Origin of the sequence: Massilia aurea, assembly GCF_014200505.1 — a bacterium.
In the GTDB taxonomy this organism is placed as follows: domain Bacteria; phylum Pseudomonadota; class Gammaproteobacteria; order Burkholderiales; family Burkholderiaceae_D; genus Telluria; species Telluria aurea_B.
The window spans coordinates 411,138-438,004 of the sequence record NZ_JACHBX010000004.1; the positions used below are offsets into that span (position 1 = coordinate 411,138).

25 protein-coding genes are annotated in these 26,867 nt (G+C 65.4%); 15 read left to right on the top strand and 10 right to left on the bottom strand.

The features are described from left to right. Positions 1 to 4 precede the first annotated feature (4 nt). From HD842_RS18925 to HD842_RS18955, 7 genes are all read right to left on the bottom strand, one after another. Complete coding sequence (locus HD842_RS18925) at positions 5 to 1,084, bottom strand: DUF3426 domain-containing protein (protein WP_183556300.1); 1,080 nt, start codon at positions 1,082 to 1,084, stop codon at positions 5 to 7. Positions 1,085 to 1,088: 4 nt separating this feature from the next. Further along, positions 1,089 to 2,054 (bottom strand): 50S ribosomal protein L11 methyltransferase, encoded by a 966-nt coding sequence (gene prmA / locus HD842_RS18930; protein ID WP_183556301.1) that lies wholly within the window; start codon positions 2,052 to 2,054, stop codon positions 1,089 to 1,091. Continuing rightward, positions 2,051 to 3,451, bottom strand: a complete 1,401-nt coding sequence (accC, locus tag HD842_RS18935) for an acetyl-CoA carboxylase biotin carboxylase subunit (RefSeq protein ID WP_183556302.1) — start codon at positions 3,449 to 3,451, stop codon at positions 2,051 to 2,053. The genes prmA and accC overlap by 4 nt, the downstream gene beginning before the upstream one ends. 103 nt (positions 3,452 to 3,554) lie before the next feature. Then, on the bottom strand, positions 3,555 to 4,013 hold the full coding sequence (accB, locus tag HD842_RS18940; protein WP_183556303.1) for an acetyl-CoA carboxylase biotin carboxyl carrier protein: 459 nt from the start codon (positions 4,011 to 4,013) through the stop codon (positions 3,555 to 3,557). 94 nt (positions 4,014 to 4,107) lie between these two features. After that, positions 4,108 to 4,539: a type II 3-dehydroquinate dehydratase gene (gene aroQ, locus HD842_RS18945; RefSeq protein ID WP_183556304.1), complete on the bottom strand. Its 432-nt coding sequence runs from the start codon at positions 4,537 to 4,539 to the stop codon at positions 4,108 to 4,110. Between the two features lie 132 nt (positions 4,540 to 4,671). After that, on the bottom strand, positions 4,672 to 5,238 hold the full coding sequence (locus HD842_RS18950; RefSeq protein WP_183556305.1) for a TlpA family protein disulfide reductase: 567 nt from the start codon (positions 5,236 to 5,238) through the stop codon (positions 4,672 to 4,674). Continuing rightward, positions 5,235 to 5,867 carry a hypothetical protein gene (locus HD842_RS18955; RefSeq protein ID WP_183556306.1) on the bottom strand — a complete coding sequence of 211 codons (633 nt, stop codon included), beginning with the start codon at positions 5,865 to 5,867 and terminating at the stop codon, positions 5,235 to 5,237. The genes HD842_RS18950 and HD842_RS18955 overlap by 4 nt, the downstream gene beginning before the upstream one ends. Before the next feature lie 88 nt (positions 5,868 to 5,955). Between HD842_RS18955 and mpl the strand changes: the two genes are divergently transcribed. Genes mpl through HD842_RS18975 form a run of 4 tightly spaced genes read left to right on the top strand, consistent with a single transcriptional unit; the run spans position 5,956 to position 10,599 of the window. Then, positions 5,956 to 7,332, top strand: a complete 1,377-nt coding sequence (mpl, locus tag HD842_RS18960) for a UDP-N-acetylmuramate:L-alanyl-gamma-D-glutamyl-meso-diaminopimelate ligase (RefSeq protein WP_183556307.1) — start codon at positions 5,956 to 5,958, stop codon at positions 7,330 to 7,332. Next, positions 7,329 to 7,946 carry a YqiA/YcfP family alpha/beta fold hydrolase gene (locus HD842_RS18965; protein ID WP_183556308.1) on the top strand — a complete coding sequence of 206 codons (618 nt, stop codon included), beginning with the start codon at positions 7,329 to 7,331 and terminating at the stop codon, positions 7,944 to 7,946. The genes mpl and HD842_RS18965 overlap by 4 nt, the downstream gene beginning before the upstream one ends. Further along, entirely contained in the window at positions 7,943 to 8,530 is a 588-nt protein-coding gene (locus HD842_RS18970) for a chorismate--pyruvate lyase family protein (RefSeq protein ID WP_183556309.1), read from the top strand. The genes HD842_RS18965 and HD842_RS18970 overlap by 4 nt, the downstream gene beginning before the upstream one ends. A 2-nt stretch (positions 8,531 to 8,532) precedes the next feature. Next, positions 8,533 to 10,599: a ribonuclease catalytic domain-containing protein gene (locus HD842_RS18975; RefSeq protein ID WP_183556310.1), complete on the top strand. Its 2,067-nt coding sequence runs from the start codon at positions 8,533 to 8,535 to the stop codon at positions 10,597 to 10,599. Between the two features lie 105 nt (positions 10,600 to 10,704). On the opposite strand, the gene HD842_RS18980 is transcribed toward HD842_RS18975, so the two are convergent. Further along, on the bottom strand, positions 10,705 to 11,007 hold the full coding sequence (locus HD842_RS18980; RefSeq protein WP_183556311.1) for a hypothetical protein: 303 nt from the start codon (positions 11,005 to 11,007) through the stop codon (positions 10,705 to 10,707). A gap of 251 nt (positions 11,008 to 11,258) precedes the next feature. On the opposite strand from HD842_RS18980, the gene HD842_RS18985 reads away from it, so the two are divergent. From HD842_RS18985 to HD842_RS19005, 5 genes are all read left to right on the top strand, one after another. Continuing rightward, positions 11,259 to 12,143 (top strand): energy transducer TonB, encoded by an 885-nt coding sequence (locus tag HD842_RS18985; RefSeq protein ID WP_370660853.1) that lies wholly within the window; start codon positions 11,259 to 11,261, stop codon positions 12,141 to 12,143. Further along, positions 12,140 to 12,955 (top strand): shikimate dehydrogenase, encoded by an 816-nt coding sequence (aroE, locus tag HD842_RS18990; RefSeq protein ID WP_183556312.1) that lies wholly within the window; start codon positions 12,140 to 12,142, stop codon positions 12,953 to 12,955. Before HD842_RS18985 ends, aroE begins: the two co-directional genes overlap by 4 nt. A 12-nt stretch (positions 12,956 to 12,967) precedes the next feature. Continuing rightward, complete coding sequence (gene mtgA, locus HD842_RS18995; RefSeq protein WP_183556313.1) at positions 12,968 to 13,750, top strand: monofunctional biosynthetic peptidoglycan transglycosylase; 783 nt, start codon at positions 12,968 to 12,970, stop codon at positions 13,748 to 13,750. Between the two features lie 96 nt (positions 13,751 to 13,846). Continuing rightward, complete coding sequence (gene corA, locus HD842_RS19000) at positions 13,847 to 14,812, top strand: magnesium/cobalt transporter CorA (protein ID WP_183556314.1); 966 nt, start codon at positions 13,847 to 13,849, stop codon at positions 14,810 to 14,812. Between the two features lie 30 nt (positions 14,813 to 14,842). Beyond that, positions 14,843 to 15,265: a hypothetical protein gene (locus HD842_RS19005; protein ID WP_229424830.1), complete on the top strand. Its 423-nt coding sequence runs from the start codon at positions 14,843 to 14,845 to the stop codon at positions 15,263 to 15,265. Positions 15,266 to 15,330: 65 nt separating this feature from the next. On the opposite strand, the gene hemL is transcribed toward HD842_RS19005, so the two are convergent. Together hemL and thiD are read right to left on the bottom strand one after the other, a co-directional pair. Further along, on the bottom strand, positions 15,331 to 16,629 hold the full coding sequence (gene hemL, locus HD842_RS19010) for a glutamate-1-semialdehyde 2,1-aminomutase (RefSeq protein ID WP_183556315.1): 1,299 nt from the start codon (positions 16,627 to 16,629) through the stop codon (positions 15,331 to 15,333). A 50-nt stretch (positions 16,630 to 16,679) separates the two neighbouring features. Continuing rightward, positions 16,680 to 17,489 (bottom strand): bifunctional hydroxymethylpyrimidine kinase/phosphomethylpyrimidine kinase, encoded by an 810-nt coding sequence (gene thiD, locus HD842_RS19015; RefSeq protein ID WP_183556316.1) that lies wholly within the window; start codon positions 17,487 to 17,489, stop codon positions 16,680 to 16,682. Between the two features lie 98 nt (positions 17,490 to 17,587). On the opposite strand from thiD, the gene HD842_RS19020 reads away from it, so the two are divergent. The 6 genes from HD842_RS19020 to HD842_RS19045 all read left to right on the top strand — a co-directional run bounded on the left by HD842_RS19020 (position 17,588) and on the right by HD842_RS19045 (position 26,856). After that, positions 17,588 to 17,740 carry a rubredoxin gene (locus HD842_RS19020; RefSeq protein WP_036170087.1) on the top strand — a complete coding sequence of 51 codons (153 nt, stop codon included), beginning with the start codon at positions 17,588 to 17,590 and terminating at the stop codon, positions 17,738 to 17,740. Between the two features lie 138 nt (positions 17,741 to 17,878). Then, the gene (locus HD842_RS19025; RefSeq protein ID WP_183556317.1) at positions 17,879 to 18,274 is read left to right on the top strand and encodes a response regulator; all 396 of its coding nucleotides are present in this window, start codon (positions 17,879 to 17,881) and stop codon (positions 18,272 to 18,274) included. Positions 18,275 to 18,300: 26 nt separating this feature from the next. Continuing rightward, a complete protein-coding gene (locus HD842_RS19030; protein ID WP_370660854.1) occupies positions 18,301 to 18,699 on the top strand; it encodes a response regulator in 399 nt (132 codons plus the stop codon). After that, on the top strand, positions 18,696 to 19,238 hold the full coding sequence (locus HD842_RS19035; RefSeq protein ID WP_183556318.1) for a chemotaxis protein CheW: 543 nt from the start codon (positions 18,696 to 18,698) through the stop codon (positions 19,236 to 19,238). Before HD842_RS19030 ends, HD842_RS19035 begins: the two co-directional genes overlap by 4 nt. A gap of 57 nt (positions 19,239 to 19,295) precedes the next feature. Next, the gene (locus tag HD842_RS19040) at positions 19,296 to 21,551 is read left to right on the top strand and encodes a methyl-accepting chemotaxis protein (protein ID WP_229424831.1); all 2,256 of its coding nucleotides are present in this window, start codon (positions 19,296 to 19,298) and stop codon (positions 21,549 to 21,551) included. 7 nt (positions 21,552 to 21,558) lie between these two features. After that, positions 21,559 to 26,856 (top strand): hybrid sensor histidine kinase/response regulator, encoded by a 5,298-nt coding sequence (locus HD842_RS19045; RefSeq protein WP_183556320.1) that lies wholly within the window; start codon positions 21,559 to 21,561, stop codon positions 26,854 to 26,856. Positions 26,857 to 26,867: the final 11 nt, after the last annotated feature.

Here is a 26,867-nt window from a genome sequence, read left to right on the forward strand (position 1 = left end):
GCTTTCATGGATAGAACACTGCGATGTGGTAGCCGGACGGCTCTGCGCCCTCCAGCCTGAAATGGATGCGCACCTGCTGCTCGCCGCGTGCGGCGAACCCGGTGGGCGCGGCAGCGGCGGCGCCGGCATAGTCGCGCGGGGCGAACACGCGGCGCACCAGCGGCTTGTCGTCAAGGTCGTTCAGCGTCAGTTCGAGGCTGGGCCAGGCCAGCGCCATGTCGCCCTGGTTGCGCAGCACGGTGCTGAAGGTATAGGCGTTGCCGCCCAGCGTGATGAGTTCACCGGTCTCGATGACCAGCTGCTCGGGCCGCGCCGGCAGGTTGACGCTGCAGCCGAGCAGGGCGCAGGTCGAGACCAGCGCCGGACGCAGGCCCGGATGGCGCGCCGCCAGCACGTCGCGAAAGCTCACGGCCGCCTGCACGACCAGCGCGATCAGCAGCAGCACGCTGCCCACGGCCAGCGCGATGCGCGTCGTCTTGCTGGAAGCTTCGCGCTGGCGCGTGCTGCGCACGAACTCGGGTTCGTCGATGTCCGGCTTCGGCTTGGGCGGTGGTGGCGGTGGTTTGGGCGCCTCGTCGATGCGCGGCGCTGCAGCCTTGACGCGGCGCGCGCGTGCTTCGGCAGCGCGGTTGCGCGGCGAGGCAGGCACGCTTGATGCGATCGGCGGCGAGCCGCCCGACGATTCGCGCAGCAGCAGGGTCGGCGGGCCGATCGAGTCCGCCGTGTGTTCGCGGCTTGGTTCGGGTGCGGTGAGGGTGTCCGGTTCGGGCGTTGATGCCGGCGTCGGCGCTGGTTCTGGGTCTGGTTCCTGCTGCGCGACCGGCTCGCTCACCGGTGCGAGTGTCTCGACAGGCGTCTCGTCGACAGGAGCAGGGGAGATAGCAGGAGAAGGAACTTCGGCCGGCGCGTCGGCAGGCGCCGCAACAACCGGTGCAGGCCCAGCCGCCAGATCGATCAGCGCGCTGTTCCCGTCAAAAATCTGCTGGCATGCGCCACAACGCACGATGCCCCCACGCAGCTTGAGCTGGTCCGCGGCGACGCGGAACTGCGTGCCGCAGTGGGGGCATTGTGTGGCGAGCGCCATGCCTTTATCCGGCAGTGGCAGTGGCAGGGGAAGTGCGTGCCGGCGGTGTGTCCTGGCCCAGCGTGCCGTGCAGGGCAACCCAGCCATCCTGCTCGGCCCAGACGCCCAGCTTGATGAATGGCGCGTAGGCTGCAGCTACTTCGTCGGCCTGGCGTGCCAGCACGCCCGACAGCACGAGCGAACCGCCATCGGCCACGCGGCCAGCCAGCATCGGCGCCATCAGCTTCAAGGGGCTCGACAGGATGTTGGCCACGACGATGTCGAACTTGCCGCCCGCATGGCGCGCATTGCCGGAAGTGGCAAACGTGTCAGGCAGGTAGAAGTCGATGGCGACGTTGTTGCGCTCGGCGTTGGCGCGTGCCGATTCGATCGCTTGCGGATCGATGTCGACACCGGCCACGTCCTGCGACCCCAGCTTCTTGGCCACCATCGCCAGGATGCCCGAACCGCAGCCGTAGTCCAGCACCGACTTGCCCGGCGCAGGATGGGCTTCGAGCCACTCCATGCACAGGCGCGTCGTCGGATGGCTGCCGGTGCCGAAGGCCAGGCCCGGGTCCAGCTCGAGGATCAGGCCGTTCGGGTCCGGCGCGACGTGCCAGCTCGGCACGACCCAGATATTGGTGCCGATGTGGATCGGTTCGAACTGCGACTGCGTCAGGCGCACCCAGTCGGCGTCTTCCACCTTGCGGGTGGTGAACGCCGGCACGACGGGCAGACGGATCGCTTGCGCGGCCTCGGTGACGATCGCCAGCTGGTCGGCATCGGCATCGGTCAGCGCGACGACGCGGCTATGGTCCCAGGCCGCTTCGGTCGGCTCCATGCCCGGCTCGCCGAACAGCGGCTTTTCGTCTTCGGTGCCTTCGTCGGCGTCTTCCACCGACACCGACAGCGCGCCGGCTTCCATCAGGGCGTCCGACAGCGCTTCGGCGTGTTCGCGCGCCAGTTCGATGACGACTTCAGTCCAGCTCATTCGTTCACCTTGACTTCGGATTTGGCCGACAGCGCCGTTTCCTTCGGCAGGTCGGGCTTGGCGGCCAGTTTCTGCTCCAGGTAGTGGATGTTGGTGCCGCCTTCGATGAAGCGGGCGTCGACCATCAGTTCGCGGTGCAGCGGAATATTGGTCAGGATCCCCTCGACCACCATTTCGGACAGCGCGATCTGCATGCGGCGAATCGCCTGCTCGCGCGTGGCGCCGTACGCAATGACCTTGCCGATCATCGAATCGTAGTGCGGCGGCACGTAGTAGCCGGCGTACGAGTGCGAGTCGACGCGGATACCAGGGCCACCCGGCGGATGCCAGCTGGTGATGCGGCCCGGCGACGGCGTGAACTTGAACGGGTCTTCGGCGTTGATGCGGCACTCGATCGAGTGACCCGACAGCATGATGTCGCGCTGGCGGAACCGCAGCTTTTCGCCGCAGGCGATGCGGATCTGTTCCTGGACGATGTCGATCCCGGTGATCATCTCGGTGACCGGATGCTCGACCTGGATACGCGTGTTCATCTCGATGAAGTAGAACTCGCCATTCTCGTACAGGAATTCGAAGGTACCGGCGCCACGGTAGCCGATCTTGCGGCAGGCTTCGGCGCAGCGGTCACCGATCTTTTCGATCAGCTTGCGCGGGATGCCCGGCGCCGGCGCTTCTTCGATGACCTTCTGGTGGCGGCGCTGCATCGAGCAATCGCGCTCGCCGAGCCAGACGGCGTTTTTGTGTTCGTCGGCCAGGATCTGGATTTCCACGTGACGCGGATTTTCCAGATACTTCTCCATATAGACTTCCGGATTGCCAAAGGCGGCGCCGGCTTCGGTCTTGGTCATCGCCACGGCGTTGAGCAGGGCCGCTTCGGTGTGCACCACGCGCATGCCGCGCCCGCCGCCGCCACCGGCAGCCTTGATGATCACCGGGTAGCCGACGCGGCGCGCCGTCTGCACGATTTCTTTCGGGTCATCCGGCAGGGCGCCGTCCGAGCCTGGCACGCACGGCACGCCGGCGCGGATCATGGCCTGCTTGGCCGAGACCTTGTCGCCCATCAGGCGGATCGATTCGGAACGCGGGCCGATGAAGACGAAGCCCGATTTCTCGACGCGCTCGGCGAAGTCGGCGTTTTCGGACAGGAAGCCGTAGCCCGGGTGAATCGCTTCGGCGTCGGTCACTTCGGCCGCGCTGATGATCGCGGGCATGTTCAGATAGCTGAGGCTCGATTGCGCCGGGCCGATGCAGACCGACTCGTCCGCCAGTTTCACGTACTTGGCGTCCTTGTCGGCCTCGGAGTGCACGACGACCGTCTTGATGCCCAGCTCGCGGCAGGCGCGCTGGATACGCAGCGCGATTTCACCACGGTTGGCGATGAGGATTTTTTCAAACATGGTTGGTCCGGTGGTTCAGTGAAAACCGGCGCAGCTGAAAGACAAGCGGCGCCGGACACGTCATGGGTGAGCTGGTGGCAGGACTGCCGCCCAGCTTGAGGCTTTAGCCAATCACGAACAGCGGCTGGCCGAATTCGACCGGCTGGCCGTTTTCCACGAGGATCTTGGTGACAACGCCCGAGACATCGGCGTCGATTTCGTTCAGGAGCTTCATCGCTTCGATGATGCACAGCGTTTCGCCTTCCTTGATGTTCGAGCCCACTTCGACGAACGCGGCAGCGCCCGGTGCGGACGAACGGTAGAAGGTACCGACCATCGGCGACTTGACGACGTGGCCGGTTGGCTCGGGGGCCACGACCGGTACTGCAGCGACAGGCGCGGCGGCCGGGGCTGGCGCCGCGAATTGTTGCACGCCTTGTTGCGGCATCATCATCATCTGGCCTTGGCCAACAGCGGACGACTTGACGATGCGGACCTTGCTTTCGCCTTCGGTCACTTCGAGTTCGGCGATGTCCGATTCAGCGACCAGGTCGATCAAGGTCTTGAGTTTTCGTAGATCCATGTGAAACCCCTTGGAATTATTCGTTTTAGAGAGCAGGCCGGCGCGTCAAACAGGCCGCGCAGCCGCTGATACATGAAGTTGACGTAGATTAACGCTATTTAAGTGCGAAGTCGATGGCAAACCTGTATCCGTCCGGCCCCAGTCCGCAGATCACGCCACGCGCGATGCCAGAGAGATAGGAATGCTGCCGGAACGATTCGCGGGCATGCACGTTCGACACGTGCACCTCGACGAATGGAATGGCCACCGACGCGAACGCATCGCGCAGTGCTACGCTGGTATGGGTCAAGCCACCAGGATTGATCACGATAAAATCCACGCCTTCGGTGCGTGCGGCGTGGATGCGATCGATCAGGGCGCCCTCATGGTTGCTCTGGAAATGCTCCAGTGCTGCGCCGGCGTTCGTGGCTTGTGCAACTGCTGCGTTCTCGATGTCGGCCAAGGTCGTCGTGCCGTACACCGCAGGCTCGCGCGTCCCCAATAAATTGAGGTTGGGGCCGTTGAGAAGCAGTAGCTTTTTCGCCATAATGAGAGTCTGGTAGCCCGAAAGTCAGGCATTGTGCCGCCTAGCTCGGCTGTTGGCAAGCGGTAAAATTGCTGGTGTTTAGCCGAAATTGGCCGCAATTGCAAATCGTACGATCGTTCGTTAAAAGCCCGATCAACCCTTCAATTTGGCCAGGTCAGCGCGCAATTCGTCGAACTTGAGCTTGCCAATATACGTCTTGAGCACTTGCCCGTCGGCGCCAATCAGTACAGTGTACGGTAAGCCGCCCATCGTGTTGCCCAATTCCTTCGACAGCTCGGTCCCGCCCATGCCCGCCACGTAGAGTGGATAGGCAATCTGGTGCTTGGCGGCGAATTCGCTCATGTTCGTTGGCGAATCGATGCCGATGCCGATCACATTGAAATGCTTTCCCTTGTCTTCGCCCGCCAGGTGCGACAGCTCCGGCATTTCCTGCACGCACGGACCGCACCAGGTCGCCCAGAAATTCACCAGGAGAGGCTTGCCCTTCCACTGGGCCAGCGGCTGCGGTTCACCCGCCAGATTGTTGAGCGACTGCGCATACAGGTTGGTGACGGCATTGGTCACCGCACCGGCGCCGGCAGTCGTGCTGATCTGGGGGGAGGCCGGCGCCGGCGCCTTCTTGTAGAGCGCAACGACGGCGCCCATCACGCCGAAGAGCGCGGCCACTGCCACATAGGTGGCCAGATGTTTCTTGTTCATTCGTTCTGTTCCAGTGTTGAGTCGGCAGCGATCAGCGCGCGCAGGCCGGCAGCGTCGAGACGTTGCGGGCGGCCATCCGCGCGCGGCTTGAGCGCGCCGCGCAGGTCTTGGTATTCAAACAATTGCGCATGCACAGTTTCCTTCATCCACGGGAAACTGACGGTCTCGACGGGCGCATGGCGCCCCCCTTTGAAATGCGGGGTTTCCGAGATCTCGATATTAACATTGCGATTCAGCAGATAGATCTGCACTTCTTTCGCGCTGTCGGCGAACAATTGCAGGTGGATATCGTCATGCTCGCCAGCGGTGCCTTGCAGCACCGGGCCCGTGATGTACGGATTGAAGTCGGCGAGCGCCTCCATTACCTGCAGCGCGGTGGCGCGCAATTGCGCCAGGCGCTCGCTGTGGTCCGGGCCGCCGAACAGTGCCAGATACTTGCGCACTTCGTCTTCGACCTGGATGTCGTCGGGCATCATATTGGGAACAGGCTGGTTCACGCCGAGCACCTGGCGGGCCGCCTTGCGGCGCGCGGTATCGATGTCGGCGCCATCCTGGGCAACCATGCGCGCAGCCACGAGGGCGATCTCGGCGCGCAATTGAATGAGATCGTTGTTCAAGTTCGGCATCATGATCGAGATCATACTCTGAACGGAAAACAGCTGCGGCTCGGGTAGAATCCCGGTTTCGTCCATTTACATCGCACCCGCGCACCTTCCCATGCACATTCATATTCTCGGCATTTGCGGCACCTTCATGGGTGGCCTGGCGGTCCTGGCCAAGGAAGCCGGTCACCGCGTGACCGGTTGCGACGCCAACGTCTATCCACCGATGAGCACGCAGTTGCAAGCCCAGGGGATTGAGCTGATCCAGGGCTACGGCCCGGAGCAGGTGTCGCTGAATCCCGATCTGTATGTGGTCGGCAATGTGATGACGCGCGGGAACCCGCTGATCGAGGAAATCCTGAACCGCGGCTTGCCGTATATGTCGGGTCCGCAGTGGATCGGTGAGCATATCCTGCGCGAAAAATGGGTGCTGGCCGTGGCCGGTACGCACGGCAAGACGACGACCACATCGATGCTGGCCTGGATCCTGGAAGATGCCGGCTATGCGCCGGGCTTCCTGATCGGCGGCGTGCCGATGAACTTCGGCGTCTCGGCGCGCCTGCATGGCGACAAGCCGTCCGACTTCTTCGTCATCGAAGCCGATGAGTACGATACGGCGTTCTTCGACAAGCGCAGCAAGTTCGTGCACTACCACGCCAAGACGGCTGTGCTGAACAACCTGGAATACGACCACGCCGACATCTTCCCGGACATCGGCGCCATCGAAACCCAGTTCCACCACCTGGTGCGCACCGTGCCGGGCGTGGGTCGCCTGGTCGTCAATGGCGACGAAGCGTCGATCGGGCGCGTGCTCAAGCGCGGTTGCTGGAGCGAGAAGGAAAGCTTCGGCGGCGCCGATGGCGTCGACTGGACGATGGTCGAGCATCCGGGCGGCGCGAGCTTTGACGTCATCTTCAAGGGCGCGCCGCAAGGCACCGTGCACTGGGACCTGACCGGCAAGCACAACCGCTCGAACGCGCTGGCCGCGATTGCCGCCGCACGCCACGTCGGCGTGCCGGTCGCGCAGGCCATCGAATCGCTGGCCCGCTTCGAGAACGTCAAGCGCCGCATGGAAGTGCGCGGTGTGGTCAACAACATCACCGTGTATGACGACTTCGCGCACCACCCGACGGCGATTGCCACCACGGTCGGCGGCCTGCGCCAGAAGCTGGGCGCGCAGGGTTCTGGTCGCATCCTGGCCGTGCTCGAGCCGCGCTCGAACACGATGAAGCTAGGCGCGATGAAGGATGCGCTGCCGGGCAGCCTGAAGGATGCCGACCTGGTGTTCGGCTTCGGCAGCCAGCAGGCGCTGGGCTGGTCGCTGGCCGATGCGTTCAAGCCGATGGGCACGATCGCGCACAGCTTCGACCAGATCGACTATATGGTGCAGGCCATCGTCCAGCAGGCGCAGCCGGGCGACCATATCCTGGTCATGAGCAATGGCGGCTTCGGCGGCGTGCACCAGAAGCTGCTGGACGCGCTGGCCCCATGACGTCGGCGCCACATTTGCCACCGTACCTTCTTTATTTGCACGGCTTTCGCTCGTCGCCCAAATCGATGAAGGCGCGCGTCGTGCAGGCGGCGCTCGAAGAGCGCGGCTTGCTCGACCGCCTGATCTGCCCGCAATTGCCGGCGTCGCCAAAGGCCGCGTTTGCGCTGGCGCTGGACCTGGCCGCGCAGCATGCCCCGGGCAATCTCGCCATCGTCGGCTCGTCGCTCGGCGGCTTCTATGCGTGCGCGCTGGCCGAGCGCCTGGGCGTGCCGGCCGTCGTCATCAATCCGTCGGTCGACCCGACCCGCAACCTCGAACACCACGTGGGTGTGACGACCAACTGGCATTCGGACGAACCGTTCGAGTTTCGCCCCGAGTACATCGATGAACTCAAGGCGCTGCGCGTCGCGGCCATCACGCAGCCTGGACGGTATTTGCTGCTGGCGGCCACGGGCGACGAAGTGCTCGACTACCGCGACATGGTGGCGCACTATGCCGGCGCGCGCCAGCACGTGATCTACGGCAGCGACCATGCAGTGTCGGAGTTTCCGATGTATGTCGACGAAGTGCTGGCGTTCTGCGGCATGGACGTCGACGGAGACCCGGTGCAGTGAGGAACCGTTCGCTGCGCCTGGCCGCCTGGCAGCCGCATGCGCGCGCCGTGCGTGCTTCTGCACCAATGCACGACTGGCTCGTCACGCCCGGCTCGCTGACCGCGCGCCTGGTCGCCAGCAGCGACGCGTTCCGCGTGCGCCGCCTGCACCAGCACAGTGCCGTGTGCCTGGCCGACGAAGCGGCGGCGATCGGTCTGGCGCGGCCGCAACGGGTCTGGGAACGCGAAGTGCTGCTCGTCTGCGACGGCACGCCGGTGGTCTTTGCCCACACGGTCGTGCCGCCCGATGCCGACGCGAGCGACTGGCCGCTGTTTTCGGCGCTGGGTGAACGTTCGCTCGGCTCGACCCTGTTTTACGATCCGCTCGTGCGGCGCGGATCACTTGAATTTGCGCGCCTGGGCGCCGACCATCCGCTGGTGCGCCGCGCACATGCGGCTATTGGCGGCGCGGGCGCCCAACAGCCGATTTACCATGCGCGGCGCTGCGTCTATCGCCGCCGTCAAGGCCTGCTCCTGGTCACCGAGGTATTCTTGCCGGCGGTGCTCAGCCTGGGAGCGGGCGCAACCACGAACAACACAGAATAATCATGAATGTATTTTTTGAGGAATCGGGCGACTTCAAGGTCGGCGCCATCCTGTCGCAAGCCGGCGAGGCATACCAGGTCGAACTGGCCAGCGGCAAGCGCACCAAGGTCAAGACGCGCGACGTCCTGCTGCAATTTGAAAAGCCCAGCCCGCAAGAGCTGATGGACGCGGCCAAGGCCGTGGCGGCGGACGTCGACCTCGAGTTCCTGTGGGAAGTCGCGGGCGAAGAAGAATTCGGCTTTGCCGAGCTGGGCGCCGAATACTTCGGCCACGCGCCGCTGCCGCACGAAGCGGCTGGTCTCGTGCTGACGCTGCACGGCTCGCCGATCTACTTCTACAAGAAGGGCCGTGGCCGCTACAAGGCCGCGCCGGAAGCTTCGCTCAAGGCCGCGCTGGCCGGTATCGAAAAGAAAAAACAGCAGGCCATCATCCAGGCCGGGTATGTCGACGAACTGAAAGCGGGCAAGCTGCCCGAATCGATGCAGCCGCTCGTGCACCAGCTGCTGTTCAAGCCCGACAAGAACACGATTGAATACAAGGCGTTCGAGGCTGCGGCTAACGAACTGCAGACCAACCCGGCACGCCTGATGCTGGACGTCGGCGGCCTGGCCTCGCCCAAAGACCTGCACATGGGCCGCTTCCTGTTCGAGAACTTCCCGCGCGGCGCCGGTTTTGCGCCGGTGGACGTACCAACAGCGCCGACCGACCTGCCGCGCGCCGACGTTGCCGCGTTCTCGATCGACGACGTGACCACGACCGAGATCGACGATGCGTTCTCCGTCGTCAAGCTCGACGATGGCACCGTGCGCGTGGGTATCCACATCGCCGCGCCGGGCTTGGCCGTGCGTCCGGACGATGCGATCGACAAGATCGCCCGCGCGCGCATGTCGACCGTGTACATGCCGGGTGACAAGATCACGATGCTGCCGGACGAGGTGGTCAATGCGTTCACGCTGGCCGAGGGCAATGATTGCCCGGCGCTGTCGCTGTACGCAGTGCTCAATCCCGAAGACTGGAGCGTGGTGTCGACGACGACGCGCGCCGAGCTGGTGCCGATCAAGAGCAATCTGCGCCACAACGATCTGGATGACCTGGTCAATGAAGAAACGCTGGCTAGCGGCGAGGGCGAGTATCCGCACAAGGAAGAGCTGGGCCAGTTGTGGCAGTGGGCCTTGCAGCTGGAAGCCGGCCGCATGGCAAAGCGCGAAGCTTTTGGCCTCAAGCCCGAGCAAGCCAACCGCATGGACTTCAATTTCTACGTCGAGGACGACGTGGTCTCGATCGTGCGCCGCAAGCGCGGCGCGCCGCTCGACAAGATCGTTGCCGAGCTGATGATCTTTGCCAACAGCACCTGGGGCAAGCTGCTGCACGACTCGGGCGTACCGGGCATCTACCGCTCGCAGGGGCCGGGCGCTGGCGGCTGGGCCGCCAAGATGCAGGTGCGCATGGTCACGCACGCCGCGCCGCACCAGGGCCTGGGCGTGGACCAGTACGCATGGAGCACGTCACCACTGCGCCGCTATACCGACCTGGTCAACCAGTGGCAGATCATCGCAGCGGCCGAAAACGGCGTCACCGCGCCGCTCGTCGCGCCATTCAAGCACCGCGATGCGACGCTGTTCTCGATCGTGTCGAGCTTCGACGCGGCGTACGCGGCCTACAACGAGTTCCAGCAGAATATGGAACGCTACTGGTGCCTGCGCTGGCTGGGGCAGGAGGGCGTCAAGATGGTCGACGCCGTCGTGCTCAAGGACGAACTCGTGCGCCTGACCGACGTGCCGCTGGTGGTGCGCCTGCCAGGCATGTCGCAGGTGGCGCGCGGCGCGCAGGTCAAGCTCGACATCGTCCGCTGGGACGAGATCGAACTGAATCTTGAAGCGCGTTTGCTGGAAGTGGCAAGCGCCGCGCCGGATGCGGCTATCGCCGATGAAGAGGACACGGAAGCCGACACCGGCGAAGCAGCAGCGGCCGAAGCGGTGGAAGCGGAAGGCGCGGTTGCCATGGTGGAAACGGCTGACGTGACGGAGCCAGCGTCATCAGCGACGCCGTCCAGTACCTCGGCACCATAATGGATTTGGCGAAAGATGCCGAAGGCATGGACGGCATCTGAAGCCGCAGGCTTTGGGGCCGTTGGCAAGGAGGCTGAGTGCGGGATGTTGCAGATCGCCCGCTGCTCAGGCTTCCAGCTTGCGCCCTCGTAGCCACCACGCCAACGGCGCAATGACACCCGCAACGATGGACGGGTAGAAGATCAGCGCGAACGCCTTGTCAATGCTGATAGTCTGAGCGAAGAGGAAGATCGCCAGCCAGACAAGTACCGCAACCGACAGGGTCGAACCAATTGCGATGAGAAGGTATTTCAAGGTACTGAGGATGGCTTTCATGGTTTGAATGGTTCCATTGATGGGCAATGCGTTCCGCCCCGTATGGACTGTCGAAAACAATGCCACTTGCCGTGACCATGCATCGTTCGCCATGTGGCTCTCCGTTGTGAGTTGGATAAGACCGACGATTATTTACCCTGTATGACGCTGTAGGCTTGTCACGAGTCAGGGGGCGTAGGTGCCTGAGATCAAGCGGACATTGAAGGATTGGCAAGGCTATTCAACCCTCTGGCTGATATTGTTGAACGCACCACGTTATCCCGCACGCCAATTCCACCTCCCCCTATGGGTTCGCCTCAGGTTAGAATGAATCAATTCTCCGATTCAATTCTCACCCGCAGCGCGTGAAGTCTCTCCTACACAACCGTCCCCTGATCATTGCCCTGGCCGTATCGGTGGCAGCCCACGCGGCGCTGCTGGCGGTGCGCTTTGCTGCGCCTGAAACATTTCGCCAGACCCCGGCCGACCCGGGGCTCGAAGTCATTCTGGTCAACGCCAAGCACGACCGCGCGCCGGCCAAAGCCGATGCACTGGCCCAAGCGAACCTGGACGGCGGCGGCACGGCCGAAGCGGGCCGCGCCAAGTCGCCGCTGCCCGACCTGCGCAAGGTCGAGGATGGCGACAGCATCAAGGCGCTGCAGCGGCGCATCGCCGCGCTCGAACAGATCCAGCAGGACGTCGTCACGCGCGCCCGCACGTCGAGCTTTACTGCGCCGCCAGTGACCGAACGGGAAAAGCCGGACCCGTCGCGCACGGGCGAAGACAACCTCGACACGTCGCGCGCCATTTCGCGCAGCGCCGCTGAAATCTTCGAGCGCATCGAAGAAGAAAACCGCCGCCCGAAACGCACGAAGATCACGCCGAGCACGCGCGAGGCCGGGTACGCGCTGTACTACAAGGCGATGCAGAAGCGGATCGAGGAAGTCGGCACGCTGAACTTCCCGCAGCAGGCCGGCAAGAAGCTGTATGGCGAGCTGGTGGTGTACATCCCCGTCTACCAGGACGGCACGTTGTACCTGAAGGATGGCGGCCCGAAGGTCGAGCGCAGCTCGGGCAATCCTGCGCTCGACAAGGCGGCGCTCGACATCGTGCGCCGCTCGGCGCCGTACGGCGCGTTCCCGGCCAATATGCGCACCAAGGGCAAGGACGATTTGTGGGAAGTGTTTACGCGCTTCCAGTTCACCCGCGAAGACAGTCTGCGCGCAACCCTGGGGAATGCCTCGCCATGACCGACCGTTACTGCGTTATCGGCAATCCGATTGCCCACAGCAAGTCACCCCGGATCCACGCGCAATATGCCGCAGAGCTGGGCGAGGATCTCCAGTATGAACAATGCCTGGCGCCCGTCGATGGCTTTGCCGCGACGGTGGCGCGCCTGATCGGCGAAGGCTACAAGGGCGCCAACGTCACCGTGCCATTCAAGCTCGAAGCAGCGCGCCTGGCCACGCGGCTGACCCCGCGCGCGCAGGCGGCCGGCGCCGTCAATACGCTGGTGTTCGATGGCGGCGAGATCGTCGGCGACAACACCGACGGCGTGGGCCTGGTGGCCGACATCGTGCGCAATGCGGGTGTGTCGCTGGACGGCAAACGCGTGCTGCTGCTGGGCGCCGGTGGCGCCGCGCGCGGCGCGCTGCTGCCGTTGCTCGATGCCGGTCCGCGCCAGATCGTCATTGCCAACCGCACGCTGGCCACCGCCGAGGCGCTGGTGGCCGAATTTGCCGACCATGCGGCGCGCTTGGCGGTCAGCGGCTTCGCCGATGTCGATGGGCCGTTCGACGTGATCATCAATGCGACGTCGGCCAGCCTGGACGCTGCCGTGCCGCCGGTGCCGGCGACGGTATTCGGTCCGGACACGCTCGCGTTGGATATGATGTACGGAAACAAGCCTACCGTGTTCATGGACTTTGCTGCGGGTCATGGCGCCACCGTGCGCGACGGCCTGGGCATGCTGGTGGAGCAGGCCGCCGAAGCGTTCGCGCTGTGGCGGGGCAAGCGGCCGGGCACGGCGCACGTGCTGGCATCGATGCGTCAATCACAATAACAGGGGTAACCCGTGGCTACATCGCATAGCAAGGGAACAGCGAAGGCACCAGCGAAGGGATCATCGAAAGGTTCAGCGAAATCGCCAGCCAAGCGGCGCTGGATCAAGTGGATTTTTCTGGGGCCGCTGCTGCTCGTGCTGCTGGTCCAGCTGTATTTCTTCCTGATGGTGTGCTGGTATTCGCAGGTCGATCCCGGCTCCACCAGCTTCATGCGCGCACAATTGTCGGTACTGCGCGAAACGAATCCCAACGCGACGCTCAAGCACGAGTGGGTGCCGTACGAGCGGATTTCATACAATCTGAAACGTGCGGTGGTGGCGTCCGAAGACGCCAATTTCAACGAGCACTACGGGGTGGACCTGAAAGCCATCGAGCGCACCTACGAGCGCAACGAGCGCCGGGGCAAGCTGGTGGGCGGCGGCTCGACCATCACGCAGCAACTGGCCAAGAACCTGTTCCTGTCCGGCTCGCGCAGCTATCTGCGCAAGGGCCAGGAAACGATCATCGCGTTCATGCTCGAAGCCGTGATGAGCAAGCAGCGCATCCTGGAAATCTACCTGAATGTGGCCGAGTTCGGCCGTGGCGTGTTCGGCGCCGAAGCGGCGGCGCGCTACTACTTCAAGACGTCTGCCGCCAAGCTGAGCACGGCGCAGGCCGCGCGCCTGGCCGTGATGCTGCCTAATCCGCGCTTCTACGACAAGAACCGCTCGACCCGCTACCTGGAGCGCCGCACCAGCACGATCCAGCGCCGGATCCCGTCGGCCGACGTGCCACGTGCGGATGAGCGGCCATAAACACGCGTTTATGGCGCTGGAGTTGGCTCCGCGGCGGGCAAACGGTTACACTTGCGCTACTTTTGTCGACCGGCCAAGAATAGCGAGACCCAGCGCATGATCAATGTATTCGTCCTACAGAACGGCCGCCTGAACCAGGTCACGATCGAATCCCGCGAGGAACTCGAGAGCGTGGCGCCGGTCTGGGTCGACCTGACCGACCCGAGCGAGGAAGAGCGCGTCTGGGTCAAGGCCAAGTACAACGTGATCCTGCCGGGCGAAGACGAAGTCCAGGATATCGAAGCGTCGGCGCGTTATTACGAAGCCGAAAATGGCGACCTGCACCTGCGCACCGACTTCCTGCTCGAAGAAGAAGACGGCCCGTCGCGCGTGATCACGGTCGCGTTCATCTTGTCGGGCAAGATCCTGTTCTCGGTGCACAACGACGACTTGCCGGTGTTCCGCCTGGTGCGCATGCGCGCCCGTTCGCGGCCCGGCTCGATCGAAGACTATATGGACGTGCTGCTCGACCTGTACGCGACCGACGCCGAGTATTCGGCCGACTCGCTCGAGGGCATCTACGAAAGCCTCGAAGAGGTCTCGACCCGCGTGCTGCAGAAAGAATTTACCGACCAGGATGCGGCCGCGGCACTGAACGCGATCGCACACGAGGAAGACTTGAACGGCCGCATCCGCCGCAACATGATGGACACGCGCCGCGCAGTCAGCTTCCTGATGCGCGGGCGCCTGCTGAACTCGGACCAGTTCGAGGAAGCGCGCCAGATCCTGCGCGACATCGAGTCGCTCGACGGCCACACCTCGTTCCTGTTCGACAAGGTGAACTTCCTGATGGACGCCACGGTCGGCTTCATCAACATCAACCAGAACAAGATCATCAAGATCTTCTCGGTGGCCTCGGTCGCGTTCCTGCCACCGACCCTCATCGCCAGCGTCTACGGCATGAACTTCGCCGTGCTGCCCGAGCTGCAATGGCGCTTCGGTTATCCGTTCGCCATTGCGTTGATGATTGGCTGCGGCGTGGCACCGCTGTGGTATTTCAGAAGGCGTGGCTGGCTGAAATAAGCATCCCTGGTGTCCTGGCGCTTCGCGGCCATGACAACCATTTTCATGTCGAATTCAAGTGAAGGCGCAGCCATGAAACGTCCTGTGATGCTTTTCTTGTCGATACTGATGCTTCCACCTTCATACGCCGAAACGCCCAGGCAATGGGACGGCGACTATGCCAGCACGAAGACCAGCTACTTGATGTATTCGGGCAGTCTCAGCGAAAAGGAGCCGCCCAGGGCAGGCAGTCAGAAGCTTTCGCTGATGATCGAAGGGTCACTGGCAAAAGAACTGTTCGATTCGCTCGGCGCCAACCAGAAGCAGGCCTGTGGCGCGTCAACCGGCGTGCGTATCAGACAGCGTGGCGATGTCACATGTGCCTACGACCACGAGATAAAGTCTGCCCCGTACACATGCTTCGTGGGGCTCGACCTCAAAACAGGAAAGAGCATGCCGGGCGAGACCTGCTAGCGGCAGGCGTGCCCGGAATACATGCCGGAATAACGTTCATGATTTCACAAGAACTTGTTTGATAATCACCCGATCCGCTTGAACACGCGCCGCGCCGCTTCGATGGTCTCATCGATCGCCGCGTCGTCGTGCTGGATCGACACGAAGCCTGCCTCGAACATCGCCGGGGCAAAGTACACGCCTTCGTCCAGCATGCCGTGGAAGAAGCGGTTGAAGCGCTCCTTGTCGCCGGCCATCATTTCGCTGTAGCTGCCCGGGATTTCCTTCGAGAAGTACATGCCGAACATGCCGCCCACGGCGTCGCCGCAGAAGTCGATGCCCGCTTCGCGCGCGGCGTCGGTCAAGCCGGCCACCAGGCGGTTCGCCGTGGCGCTCAGGCGCTCATAGAACCCGGCTTCCTGGATCAGCTTGAGCGTCGTCATGCCCGCCGCCACCGCCACTGGATTGCCCGACAGCGTGCCGGCCTGGTACACCGGGCCGATCGGCGCCATCTTCTGCATCAGCTCGGCGCGCCCGCCAAAGGCCGCCACCGGCATGCCGCCGCCGATGACCTTGCCCAGTGCTGTCAGGTCGGGCTGGATGCCGTACATGCCCTGCGCGCCCTGCAGGCCGACGCGGAAGCCGCACATCACTTCGTCGAAGATCAGCACGGCGCCGTGCTTCGTGCACAAGTCGCGCATGCTCTGCAGGAATGCAGGCGTGGCGCGGATCAGGTTCATGTTGCCGGCGACGGGCTCGACGATCACGCAGGCGATTTCGTCGCCCATCGTCGCGAACGCGTCTTCCAGTTGCGCCACGTCGTTGTAGTCAAGCACGAGCGTGTGCTTGACGAAGTCTTCCGGCACGCCGGCCGAGGTCGGATTGCCGAAAGTGAGCAGGCCGCTGCCGGCTTTCACCAGCAGCGAATCGGCGTGGCCGTGGTAGCAGCCCTCGAACTTGACGATCTTGTCGCGGCCGGTGGCGCCGCGCGCCAGGCGCAGCGCGCTCATCGTCGCTTCGGTGCCGGACGAGACCAGGCGCACCTGCTCGATCGATGGCAGCAGGCGGCAGATTTCTTCGGCGATCTCGATTTCGCCTTCGGTCGGCGCGCCGAACGACAGGCCGTTGGCGGCGGCGGCCTGGACGGCCGATACCACTTCAGGGCGGGCGTGGCCAAGGATGGCCGGGCCCCACGAGCCGATGTAGTCGATGTAGCGCTTGCCGTCGGCGTCCCAGAAGTGCGGGCCGAGGGCGCGCGTGATGAAGCGCGGGGTGCCGCCGACCGAGCGGAAGGCGCGCACCGGCGAATTGACGCCGCCGGGCGTGGTCAGTTGGGCACGGGCAAACAGGGTGTCGTTACGCGAGGTGGCTTGTTCAGTGGTCATGTTGACGTTTCAAGAAGAGGAAAGACCGTCCCGCGCAGCGCGCTTGAAACTCAGGGACGGAAGAATTTGGCGGGAATGAATTTGCCCATCCCGAAGCGTTGTGCGTTCTCGAGCGCGCCGGTGGTGTATTCCTGCGCCACGGCCAGCGCGGTCGGCGCATCCATGCCGCGCGCCATGAGGGCGGTGAACGCGGCCGAATACGTGTTGCCGGCGCCCAGGAACGGGCCGGGCAGGTGCTGCCAGTCGACCCGCGCAACTTCGCCGCTGGTGTCGAACAGGCGGTTCGAGCAGGCGCCGGCCGTGTCGCGCGTGCCGGTGACGAGCACGTACTGCAGGCCGGACGAGGTCAGTTCGGCCACGTCTTCGTCGAGATTGCCGGGATCGGCGTCGCCGCCGTCGCGCCACAGCTCGGCCATCCGGCCCAGTTCGGCCTGCGACAGGATCAGGGCCGTGGCTTGCGGCGCCAGAATGGAACGCAGTGCCATCAGCATTTCTTCGTCGCCCATGCCGGCGTCGGGCAGGGCCGACAGGAACGGATCGAGGATCAGCGGGGCGTCCGGGTAGTCGGACACGATCTCGGCAATGGCGGCCAGGTGCATCGCAGTGCCCACGGCGCCAACCTTGAAGGCGGCGATCGGCATGTCTTCGAGCAGCGCGCGCGCCTGTTCGGCCATCCAGTCGCTGTCGAGTTCATACATGTGCTCGACGCGGGCGCTGTCGGACACCAGCAGACCCGCAATGGCCGACAGCCCGTGGCACCCGAGGGCGGCAAAGGCGGCGACGTCCGATTGCACGCCCAGCGCGCCGACGGGATCGCAGACGCCAAAACTCAGGATGAGGGGTAACGGTTGGTTTTGCACGACGGGTAGATTAAGATGCCGGATTCTGATTCCACATTTTACTAGATACAAGGATCAACACCGTGAGTACTGAATCCACCGCCCCGTTCCTGACCTGGATGTGCCTGATCTGCGGTTGGGTCTACGATGAAGCTGCCGGCGCACCGGAGGACGGCATCGCGCCGGGCACCCGTTGGGCCGACGTACCGATGAACTGGACCTGTCCCGAGTGCGGCGCACGCAAGGACGACTTTGAAATGACAGCGATATAACACCTGTTGTTGTGCTTGCATGGCATCCTGATAAGCCCCTGATGCCATCGCAAACGTGTAGTTGACTCCCTGCAACACTTTGCGCACAAGAAAGATTCGTTATGCTATCGTGGCACTTCAAGCCGAAGTGAAACGACCATGACGACATCGCCGCAATCATCAAGCCTGACCATCATGGTGATCGATGACAGCAGCACGATCCGCCGGTCAGCAGAGATCTTCCTGACCCAGGCGGGCTACCACGTGGTGCTGGCCGACGATGGCTTCGACGCGCTCGCCAAGATCAACGACCACCATCCTGCGCTCGTGTTTTGCGACATCCTGATGCCGCGCCTCGATGGCTACCAGACCTGCGCGCTGATCAAGAAGAGCGTGCGTTTTCACGCGACCCCGGTGCTGATGCTCTCGTCGAAGGACGGCCTGTTCGACCGCGCGCGCGGCGCGATGGTTGGTGCCAGCGCCTACCTGACCAAACCCTTTACCAAAGACAGCCTGCTGGCGGCCGTGCGCGAGCATGCGCCGGCGGCAGGCTGACGATTCAACCAACGCTGGAGCCCTGCGTGGCCATTCAAAAGATTCTCATCGTCGACGATTCGCCGACCGAACGACTGTACCTGACCGACATCCTGGTCAAGAACGGCTTTACCGTATGCACCGCCGTCAGTGGCGATGAAGCGATCGAGCGCATTCGCGCCGAGCGCCCGCAACTGATCCTGATGGACGTGGTCATGCCCGGCACCAACGGCTTCCAGGTGACGCGCGCCATTTCGCGCGACCCCGAACTGGCGGCGCTGCCGATCATCATCTGCAGCAGCAAGGACCAGGAAACCGACCGGATCTGGGGCATGCGCCAGGGTGCCAAGGAATACCTGGTCAAGCCGGTCGATCCGGCGCGCCTGCTGGCGGCCATTGCGGCGCTGGCCGTGCCGGGTGACGCAGCCGGCGGCGTGAAGGCATGACCACCGGCGGCGCGGACGAACGTGCAGGCCGCCGCGATCCCGCGGCGCGGCGCACCCGCCTGCGCCTGTACCAGGAACAGCTGCTCGAACGGATGCAGGCGGCCAAGAACGGTGCCGGCGCCAGCGTGGCCCAGCTTGGCCTGGCCATCGGCGGCGCGCGCTACCTGGTCGACCTGGCCGAAGTGGGCGAGATCGTCGCGCCCGTGCCGGTCACGCCCGTGCCGCTGACCCGCCCGTGGTACCTGGGGCTGGCCAATGTGCGCGGCAGCCTGCTGGGCGTGATCGACCTGGCGCGCTATCTCGATGACGGGCACGTGGCCGCAGCGGCGGTCCCTGGCAGCACCCCGCGCTTGCTGGTGTTCGCGCCAGCCCTGGGCTTGAATTGCGCGCTGCTCGCGTCCGCGGTGTATGGCTTGCGCCATGCCGGGACGATGACGCGCGACGGCGACGCCCTGCGCGATGCCGATGGCAACACATGGATGCCGCTGTCGCTGGCGGCGCTGGTGCGCGAAGAGCGCTTCCTGCACATTGCACGCTAACCGAACACACTAATTGCAGCACAGGGAGCCGGAATGGGATTCGCCTCGAAATTGACCATGAATGTCTTCGCCAGGGGTGGCGCAGCCGATGACGCAGTGCGGCCGGTCACGCCGGTCCCCGTCGCCGACGCTGCGGCGCCTGACGCGGTTGCCAGTGGTTCGGCCGCCGCAGCGGCGCGCCGCCTGGGCGGCTTTCGTGGCCGCGACGACGCCGTTGCCGAAGGCGCGGGCGACATGCGCACCACGCTCATGGGGGGCAGCTTCCAGCCGAATCGCCTGCGCCTGTTGCTGGGGGCCGTTGCCGCCGGCGCGGTGCTGACCGTGCTGGCCATGTGGCAGAACGCTGCCAGCGACGCCCGCCTGGCGGGGCAGAGCCAGGTGGCCGGTGACGCCGTGATGCACTCGCAGCGTTTCGCCAAGGCGGCGCCGATCGCGCTGCGCGGCGATGCGCAAGCGTTCCTCCAGCTGGAAGAGAGCCGCACCGAGCTGGGTCGCGAACTCGATCTGCTGGCGCGTGGCGGCCAGTCGCCGACCGGCCGCATTCCCGCCGCCAGCGGTCCCCGCGCCGACGACCTGCAAAAAGCCATCGTGCTGTGGAACCGCTCGTCCAAGGCCGCTGCCAACATTCTCGGCAACCGGCGCAACCTGATCGCCTTCGGCGGGAGTCTGGCCCAGTACGAAGAAGTGGGCCCCGAACTGATCGCCATTGCCGAACGCCTGCAGCGCGACGAGTCTACTGACGCGCGGCGCCAGGTGGCGGCATTGAGCCTGCTGTCGGTGACCCAGCGCCTGACGGCCGGCGCACAGACCTTCAACACGCCGGGTTCGACCCAGAACGCGGTGACCTACATCCTGGGCGACATCGCCACGCTCGAGACGCTCGTCGACGGCCTGCTCGAGGGTGGCGGCCGTTATGGCCTGGCGCCGCTGACGGACCTCGAAATGCGCGTGCGCCTGTCGCGCACCCGCGACAGCCTGCGCGAATACGTCAAGACCGTCACGCCGCTGATCGGCAACCTGACCAGCTACGCCGGCGCCCGCGCCGCCGAGCGCCTGATTTCGCGAGACAGCGAACCGCTGCGCGTGATGCTCGCCAAGCTGCACATGGATTACCAGCGTGACCAGGCCGAGATCAGCCCGTGGTTCTGGCTGGCCATCGGCGCCGGCGTGTTCACGCTGCTGGCCACCCTGGGCACCACCCGCGCCATGCTGCAGGAATCGCGTGAACGCGCCGCCGGCGCCGAAGGACGCCGCCAGGAAGCCGAAGCGATGCGCCACCTGGCGCAGACCAAGGAAGAAGAAGCCAAGGCCACCAATGAACAGAACCAGGCCGCCATTTTGCGCCTGATGAACGAACTGCAGGACGTCGCCGACGGCGACTTGACGGTGCAGGCGACGGTGTCGGAAGACATCACGGGTGCGATTGCCGACTCGGTCAACTACACGGTTGAAGAACTGCGCGAGCTGGTCGTGCGGGTCATCCGCACGGCGGAGCAGGTGGCGCGCGCATCGAACGGTGCGCAGGACGTCTCGACCGAGCTGCTGGGCGCGGCCGAACAGCAATCGCGCGAGATTCAGGATGCGTCGACGACGACGCTGCGCCTGGCTGGCCTGATTACCGACGTGTCGCGCTCGGCCCTCGAATCGGCCGACGTGGCGCGCCAGTCGGTGGCGGCGGCGGCGCAGGGCTCGACCGCGGTGCAAAATGCCATCGAGGGCATGCAGGAGATCCGCGAGCAGATCCAGGAAACCTCCAAGCGCATCAAGCGCCTGGGCGAATCGTCGCAGGAGATCGGCGAGATCACCGAGCTGATTTCGGACATTACCGAGCAGACCAACGTGCTGGCGCTGAACGCCGCGATCCAGGCCGCATCGGCCGGCGAAGCAGGGCGCGGCTTCTCGGTGGTGGCTGAAGAGGTGCAGCGCCTGGCCGAACGCTCGGGCGACGCGGCCAAGCAGATCGGCGCGCTGGTGCGCACTATTCAGACCGACACCCACGACGCGGTGGCGGCAATGGAAAAATCGACGCAGGGTGTGGTCGAGGGGGCGCGCCTGTCGGACGCCGCCGGCGCTGCGCTGTCGGACATTTCGCGCGTCTCGAACCGCCTCGGTGACCTGATCGGCGACATGTCGACCGCCACCGAACGCCAGGCCACCAAGGCCACCGGCGTGGCCGACAAGATGCAGCAGATCCTCGCCGTGACCGAACAGACCCGCCAGGGTACCCGCCAGACCGCGCTGTCCATTCAGGAACTGGCCACGCTGGCGCAGGAATTGAAGGATTCGGTGTCCCGCTTCCGCGTGGTATCCTGACCGGGCGATGACCACCTTGAACCGCTCCAGCAGTTTTGATACCGGCCCGCTGTCCTGGGTCATTGGCGAAATCCGCGATGCCCTCACGCGCGCCGCGACGTCCCTGCGCGACGCCGCGGGCCGCTCGCCCGAGGCGCAGCCAACGCTGCTGCTGCATGCGAAATCGCACCTGCACCAGGCGCACGGCGCCTTGCAGATGGTCGATGTCGAAGGCGTTGGCGTGTTCACCGCCGCCGCCGAAGCGGTGCTCGATCGTTTCAAGGACGGCCAGTTGGCCTGCAACGCCGAGAGCGTGCAGGTGGTGCTGGACGCCTTCGGGGCGCTGGGCGAATACCTCGACGAACTCCTGGGCGGCGCCCCGCAACAGCCGGCGCGCCTGTTCCCGTATTACCGCGACATGGTCGAACGCCAGGGTGACACCAAGGTCCATCCGGCCGACCTGTTGCCCCTCGATCTGTCGGTGCTGCCCGAGCTGCCGGCCACTGGCACTGCAGTGGGCGAGGTCGACATCGCGGCCTGCCGCGCGCACTTCGAAAAAGCCCTGCTGCCGTACCTCAAGGCCGACGACGACGACGCGCGCCGCGCGCAGGCGCACGACATGGCCGCGGCGATCGCGCCGATCGCCGGCGCGCAGGAAATCGCACGCGCGCGCCTGTTCTGGCAGGCGCTGCATGCGTTTGCCACCGTGGTGGCCGACGGCCAGATCGCCACCGACCTGTATGTCAAACAGCTCTTTGGCCAGATCAACCTGCAGTTGCGGCGCCTGGCCAAGGGCCAGCAGGATTCGCCCGAGACGATGCTGCGCGATGCGCTGTTCTTCGTGGCCGCCGCCTGCGCGCCGGGCCCTGAGGCAGGCGCGCTGCGCCAGGCCCTGGACCTGGACGGCGCGGTGCCGCACGACTACGCCGAACGGCGCTACGGAAAACTCGATCCGCAGGCGCTGAAGGATGCACGCGAAGCGCTGGCCCGCACCAAGTCGGACTGGGACCTGATCGCCGGCGACGGCAAGCCCGACGCCGCCATCGAGAACGATTTCAACGACGCGCTGGCGCGCCTGGCCGGCGCCAGCGACAAGCTGGGCGCGCCGGCGCTCGCGCAACTGCTGCGTGAGCTGGGCCGCGCGGCGGGCGACTCGGTGCAGTCGGGGCGCGATGACCAGTTCGGGCTGGAGATGGCGGCGGCCATGCTGTTCGTCGAGAACAGCCTGGACCAGCTGCGTCAGTTGCCCGACGATTTTTCGCAGAACGCCGAAGCCGTCGGCGCGCGCCTGCTGGCGCTGGCCGCCGGCGAAACCCCGCCCGATGCGCCGCAGTGGCAGGGCGAACTGGCGCGCCAGATCCAGCAGGGCCAGACCGTGGCCGTGCTGGCGGGCGAGGTCAAGGCCGGTCTGCGCCAGATCGAAAAACTGCTCGACGATTATTACGACGACCCGTCCAAACGCCAGGTTCTGGAACAGGCCGGGCCGGTGCTGCATGGCTTGCAGGGCGCGTTTGCCATCCTCGACCAGGAGCAGGCCGTGCTGACGGTGCGCCACGTCGAGGACGCAGTACGCACGCTGGCCGACAGCGCCAGCGATGTCACTGCGCAGCACGCGTCGCTGCACAATATTGCGCAGAACATCGGCGCCCTGGGGTTCTTTGCCGACCTGCTGGCACAGGACAGCGCGCTGGCGCGCGGTCGCTTCACGTTCGACACTGAGAAACAGCTGCTGCGCGAACTGCCGTTCGAGTTCACCGATGCCGCCGCCGCCGTCGAGACGCCGGTGGCGCCTGTCGCCGCAGCCGACGCACAGGACGATGTCGATGCCGAACTGCTCGGGATCTTCATCGCCGAAGCGCAGGAAGTGCTCGGCGTCGTGGTCGAGACGCTGCCGCGCGCGGCCGACGAGCCGGGCAACCAGCAAACGCTGACGGGCCTGCGCCGTGCCTTCCACACGCTCAAGGGCAGCAGCCGCATGGTGGGCCTGGAAGCCTTTGGCGCGACCGCGGCCAGCATCGAGCGGGTCATGAACATCTGGCTGGCCGACGGCCGCGCGGCCACCGCCGACCTGCTGGCGCTGCTGGCGCACGCCTATGCCGAACTGGATGCCTGGGTGGCCGAACTGGCCGCCGGCCAGGCGCCACAGCGCGATGGCGCGGCGCTGATCGAGGCAGCGGCGCGGGTGCAGGAGGGCGGCGCGTTCGAGCCGCCGGCCGATGCCCAGCTGGATGTGCAGCTCGACGAGCAGTTTGATGTGCAGCTGGACGCGCAGTTTGACGATATCCCGGTACTCGACGTGCAGATCACGCCGCCGGGCGAGGATGGTGTGCGGCGCGTGGGTGACCTGACCATCGGCCAGGCGCTGCACGACGTCTACCTGCTCGAAACCGAATCACTGTGCGCCACGCTGGAAGACGCGTTCGCCGCGCTGCGCCAGGACCCGGCGCAGCGTGCATCCGCCGATGCGATCACGGCCGCGCATACGCTGGCCGGCACCTCGGCCACGGTCGGCTACACCGACCTGTGCGAACTGGCGCATGCGCTGGAAAGAACGCTCGAGAAGCTCACCGTGCCGGGCGCACCCCTCGACGAGGACGGGCTGGACCTGTTCGACACGACGCTGGCGCGCATGCGCGCGATGCTGCACGTGTTCACGCTGGGCGAACTGGCGCCGGCACAGCCGGACCTGATCGAACAGCTGGCCACCCTGCGCGCGCGCCTGGGCACATCGCCGTTCGACAAGCTCGAACCGGCGCTGGCCAGCCGTCTCGATACGCTGTTTGCCGACGCCTACAAGCAGTTGCTGGCCGAGCCGCCGCCATTCACGGCGCCGGCGCCTGCACCTCGCGAGGCCGCGCCTGCAGCAGCCTCGGACGATATCGACGACATCTTCAGCGCATTCGGTGACGACCCGTTCGCAGCGCCAGCGCTGGAACAGGCCGCCCCGCAGCCAGGGGCGGCCGGCTTTGTTGCGGTGACGCCCGATGAAGCGGTGCTGGCCGAGGCTGCGTCAGAACCGGTGCCGGAACCTGAAGCCGAACCAGAACCAGAACCAGAACCAGAACCAGAACCTGCACCGGAACCCGAACTGGCGCTCGACGACCTGCACGAGCCCGAGCTGGTTGGCGCCAGCGGGTATGTCGACGAGATCGACGCCGACCTGCTGCCGGTCTTTCTCGAAGAAGCGACCGACCTGCTGCCACGCATCGGGCACGATCTGCGCCAGTGGCAGCAGGAGCCGTCCAACGCCGGCGTCGCGCAGCGCATGCAGCGCGACCTGCACACGGTCAAGGGCAGCGCGCGCATGGCCGGCGCGATGCGCCTGGGTCAGCACGCGCACGAACTGGAAACGCAGATCGAGAACATGGTCCATGCCGGCACCTCGACGCTGCCGCCGACCGCGTTCGACGAGCTGCTGGCCAACTACGACAGCGCGATGCTGCTGTTCGAGGGCTTGCAGCAGCCGGCTGGCGGTGCCTCGGAGCCAGCCTCAGTGGATGCCCCCGCGGCCGCGCCGGCCGAGCCGGCCCGCGCACCGCTGGTGCGCGTGCGCGCCGACATCCTCGACCGCGTCGTGAACCAGGCGGGCGAAGTGTCGATCACGCGCTCGCGCCTCGAAAACCAGATCGGCGTGCTCAAATCGTCGCTTGGCGACTTCTCGGACAACGTGGGCCGCCTGCGGCGCCAGTTGCGCGAGATCGAGATGCAGGCCGAGTCGCAGATCGCCTCGCGCCTGTCGATTGCCGGCGAGCGCGAATTCGATCCACTTGAATTCGACCGCTTCACGCGCCTGCAGGAGCTCACGCGCATGTTGGCCGAAAGCGTCGACGACGTCGCCTCGTTCCAGGAAAGCCTGGCGCGCACGGTCGATTCGGCCAACGAAGAACTGTCGGCCCAGGCGCGCATGACGCGCGACCTGCAGCGCGACCTGATGCGGGTGCGGATGGTGCCGTTTGCCAGCCTGTCCGAGCGCCTGTTCCGCGTCGCGCGCCAGACCGCGAAAGAGACCGACAAGCGCGTCAACCTGGACATCCGGGGCGGCGCCGTCGAAATCGACCGCGGCGTGCTGGAACAGATGGCCGCGCCGTTTGAACACCTGCTGCGCAACGCGATCGTGCACGGCATCGAGCCGCGCGCGGCGCGTCAAAGCGCCGGCAAGGCCGAAACGGGCGAGCTGCTGGTGCAGGTCAGCCAGCACGGCAACGAAGTCTTAATTAACTTCAGCGACGACGGTGCGGGGCTGGACCTCGAACGCATCCGCGCCAAGGCGCTGGCCGGCGGCCTGATTGCCGAAGGCGACGAGGCGCCGGACGAGCAAGTAACCGACCTGATTTTCGCGCCGGGCTTTTCGACGGCGGACACGCTGACCGAACTGGCCGGGCGTGGCGTCGGTATGGATGTGGTGCGCTCCGAAGCGCAGGCGCTGGGCGGACGCGTCGCGGTGGCGTCCGAGGCGGGGCAGGGCGCGCGCTTTACCATCACGCTGCCGCTGACGCTGGCCGTGGCGCAGGTCGTGCTGGTGGTGGCCGGTGGCCGCACCCATGCGGTGCCGTCGACGCTGGTCGAGGCGGTGCAGCAGGTACGCGAGGCCGATCTGGCCGCCGCGATCGACGCCGGCACTATCCACCTGGCCGGCCACGAACTGGCGCTGTATGGCTTGCCTGATTTGCTGGGCATGGATGACGACGAGCGCATCACGACGCACCGTTCGACGCCCGTGCTGGTCTTGAATGGCGGCAGCCGCCGCATCGCGCTGCGTGTCGACGAAGTGCTGGGCAACCGCGAGGTGGTGGTCAAGAACATCGGCCGCCAGCTGGCGCGCATGCCGGGCATCGACGGCGCCACGGTGCTGGGTTCGGGCGAGATCGTCCTGATCCTCGATCCGCTGGCACTGGCGCAGCAACCACAGGGTGAGGCGCGCGTGAAGCAGGCCATCGCGGCCCAGGTACGGCGCCCCACCGTAATGGTGGTCGACGATTCGCTGACGGTGCGGCGCGTGACGCAGCGCCTGCTCGAACGCGAAGGCTATCGCGTGGTGCTGGCCAAGGACGGTATCGAGGCGCTCGAACTGATCGGGCAGGGGGCGCCGGACCTGATGCTGGTCGATATCGAGATGCCGCGCATGGACGGCTTCGACCTGACCCGCAATGTGCGGGGCAACGAGGCAACGAAGGCGATCCCGATCATCATGATCACGTCGCGCACGGCCGACAAGCACCGCAACGTGGCGCTCGGGCTGGGCGTGAATGCCTACTTCGGCAAGCCGTACCAGGAGACGGTGCTGCTGGCGGCGATCGAGGGCTTGCTGGGGCGCGAGGCAGCGTAACGCCGTAGCGA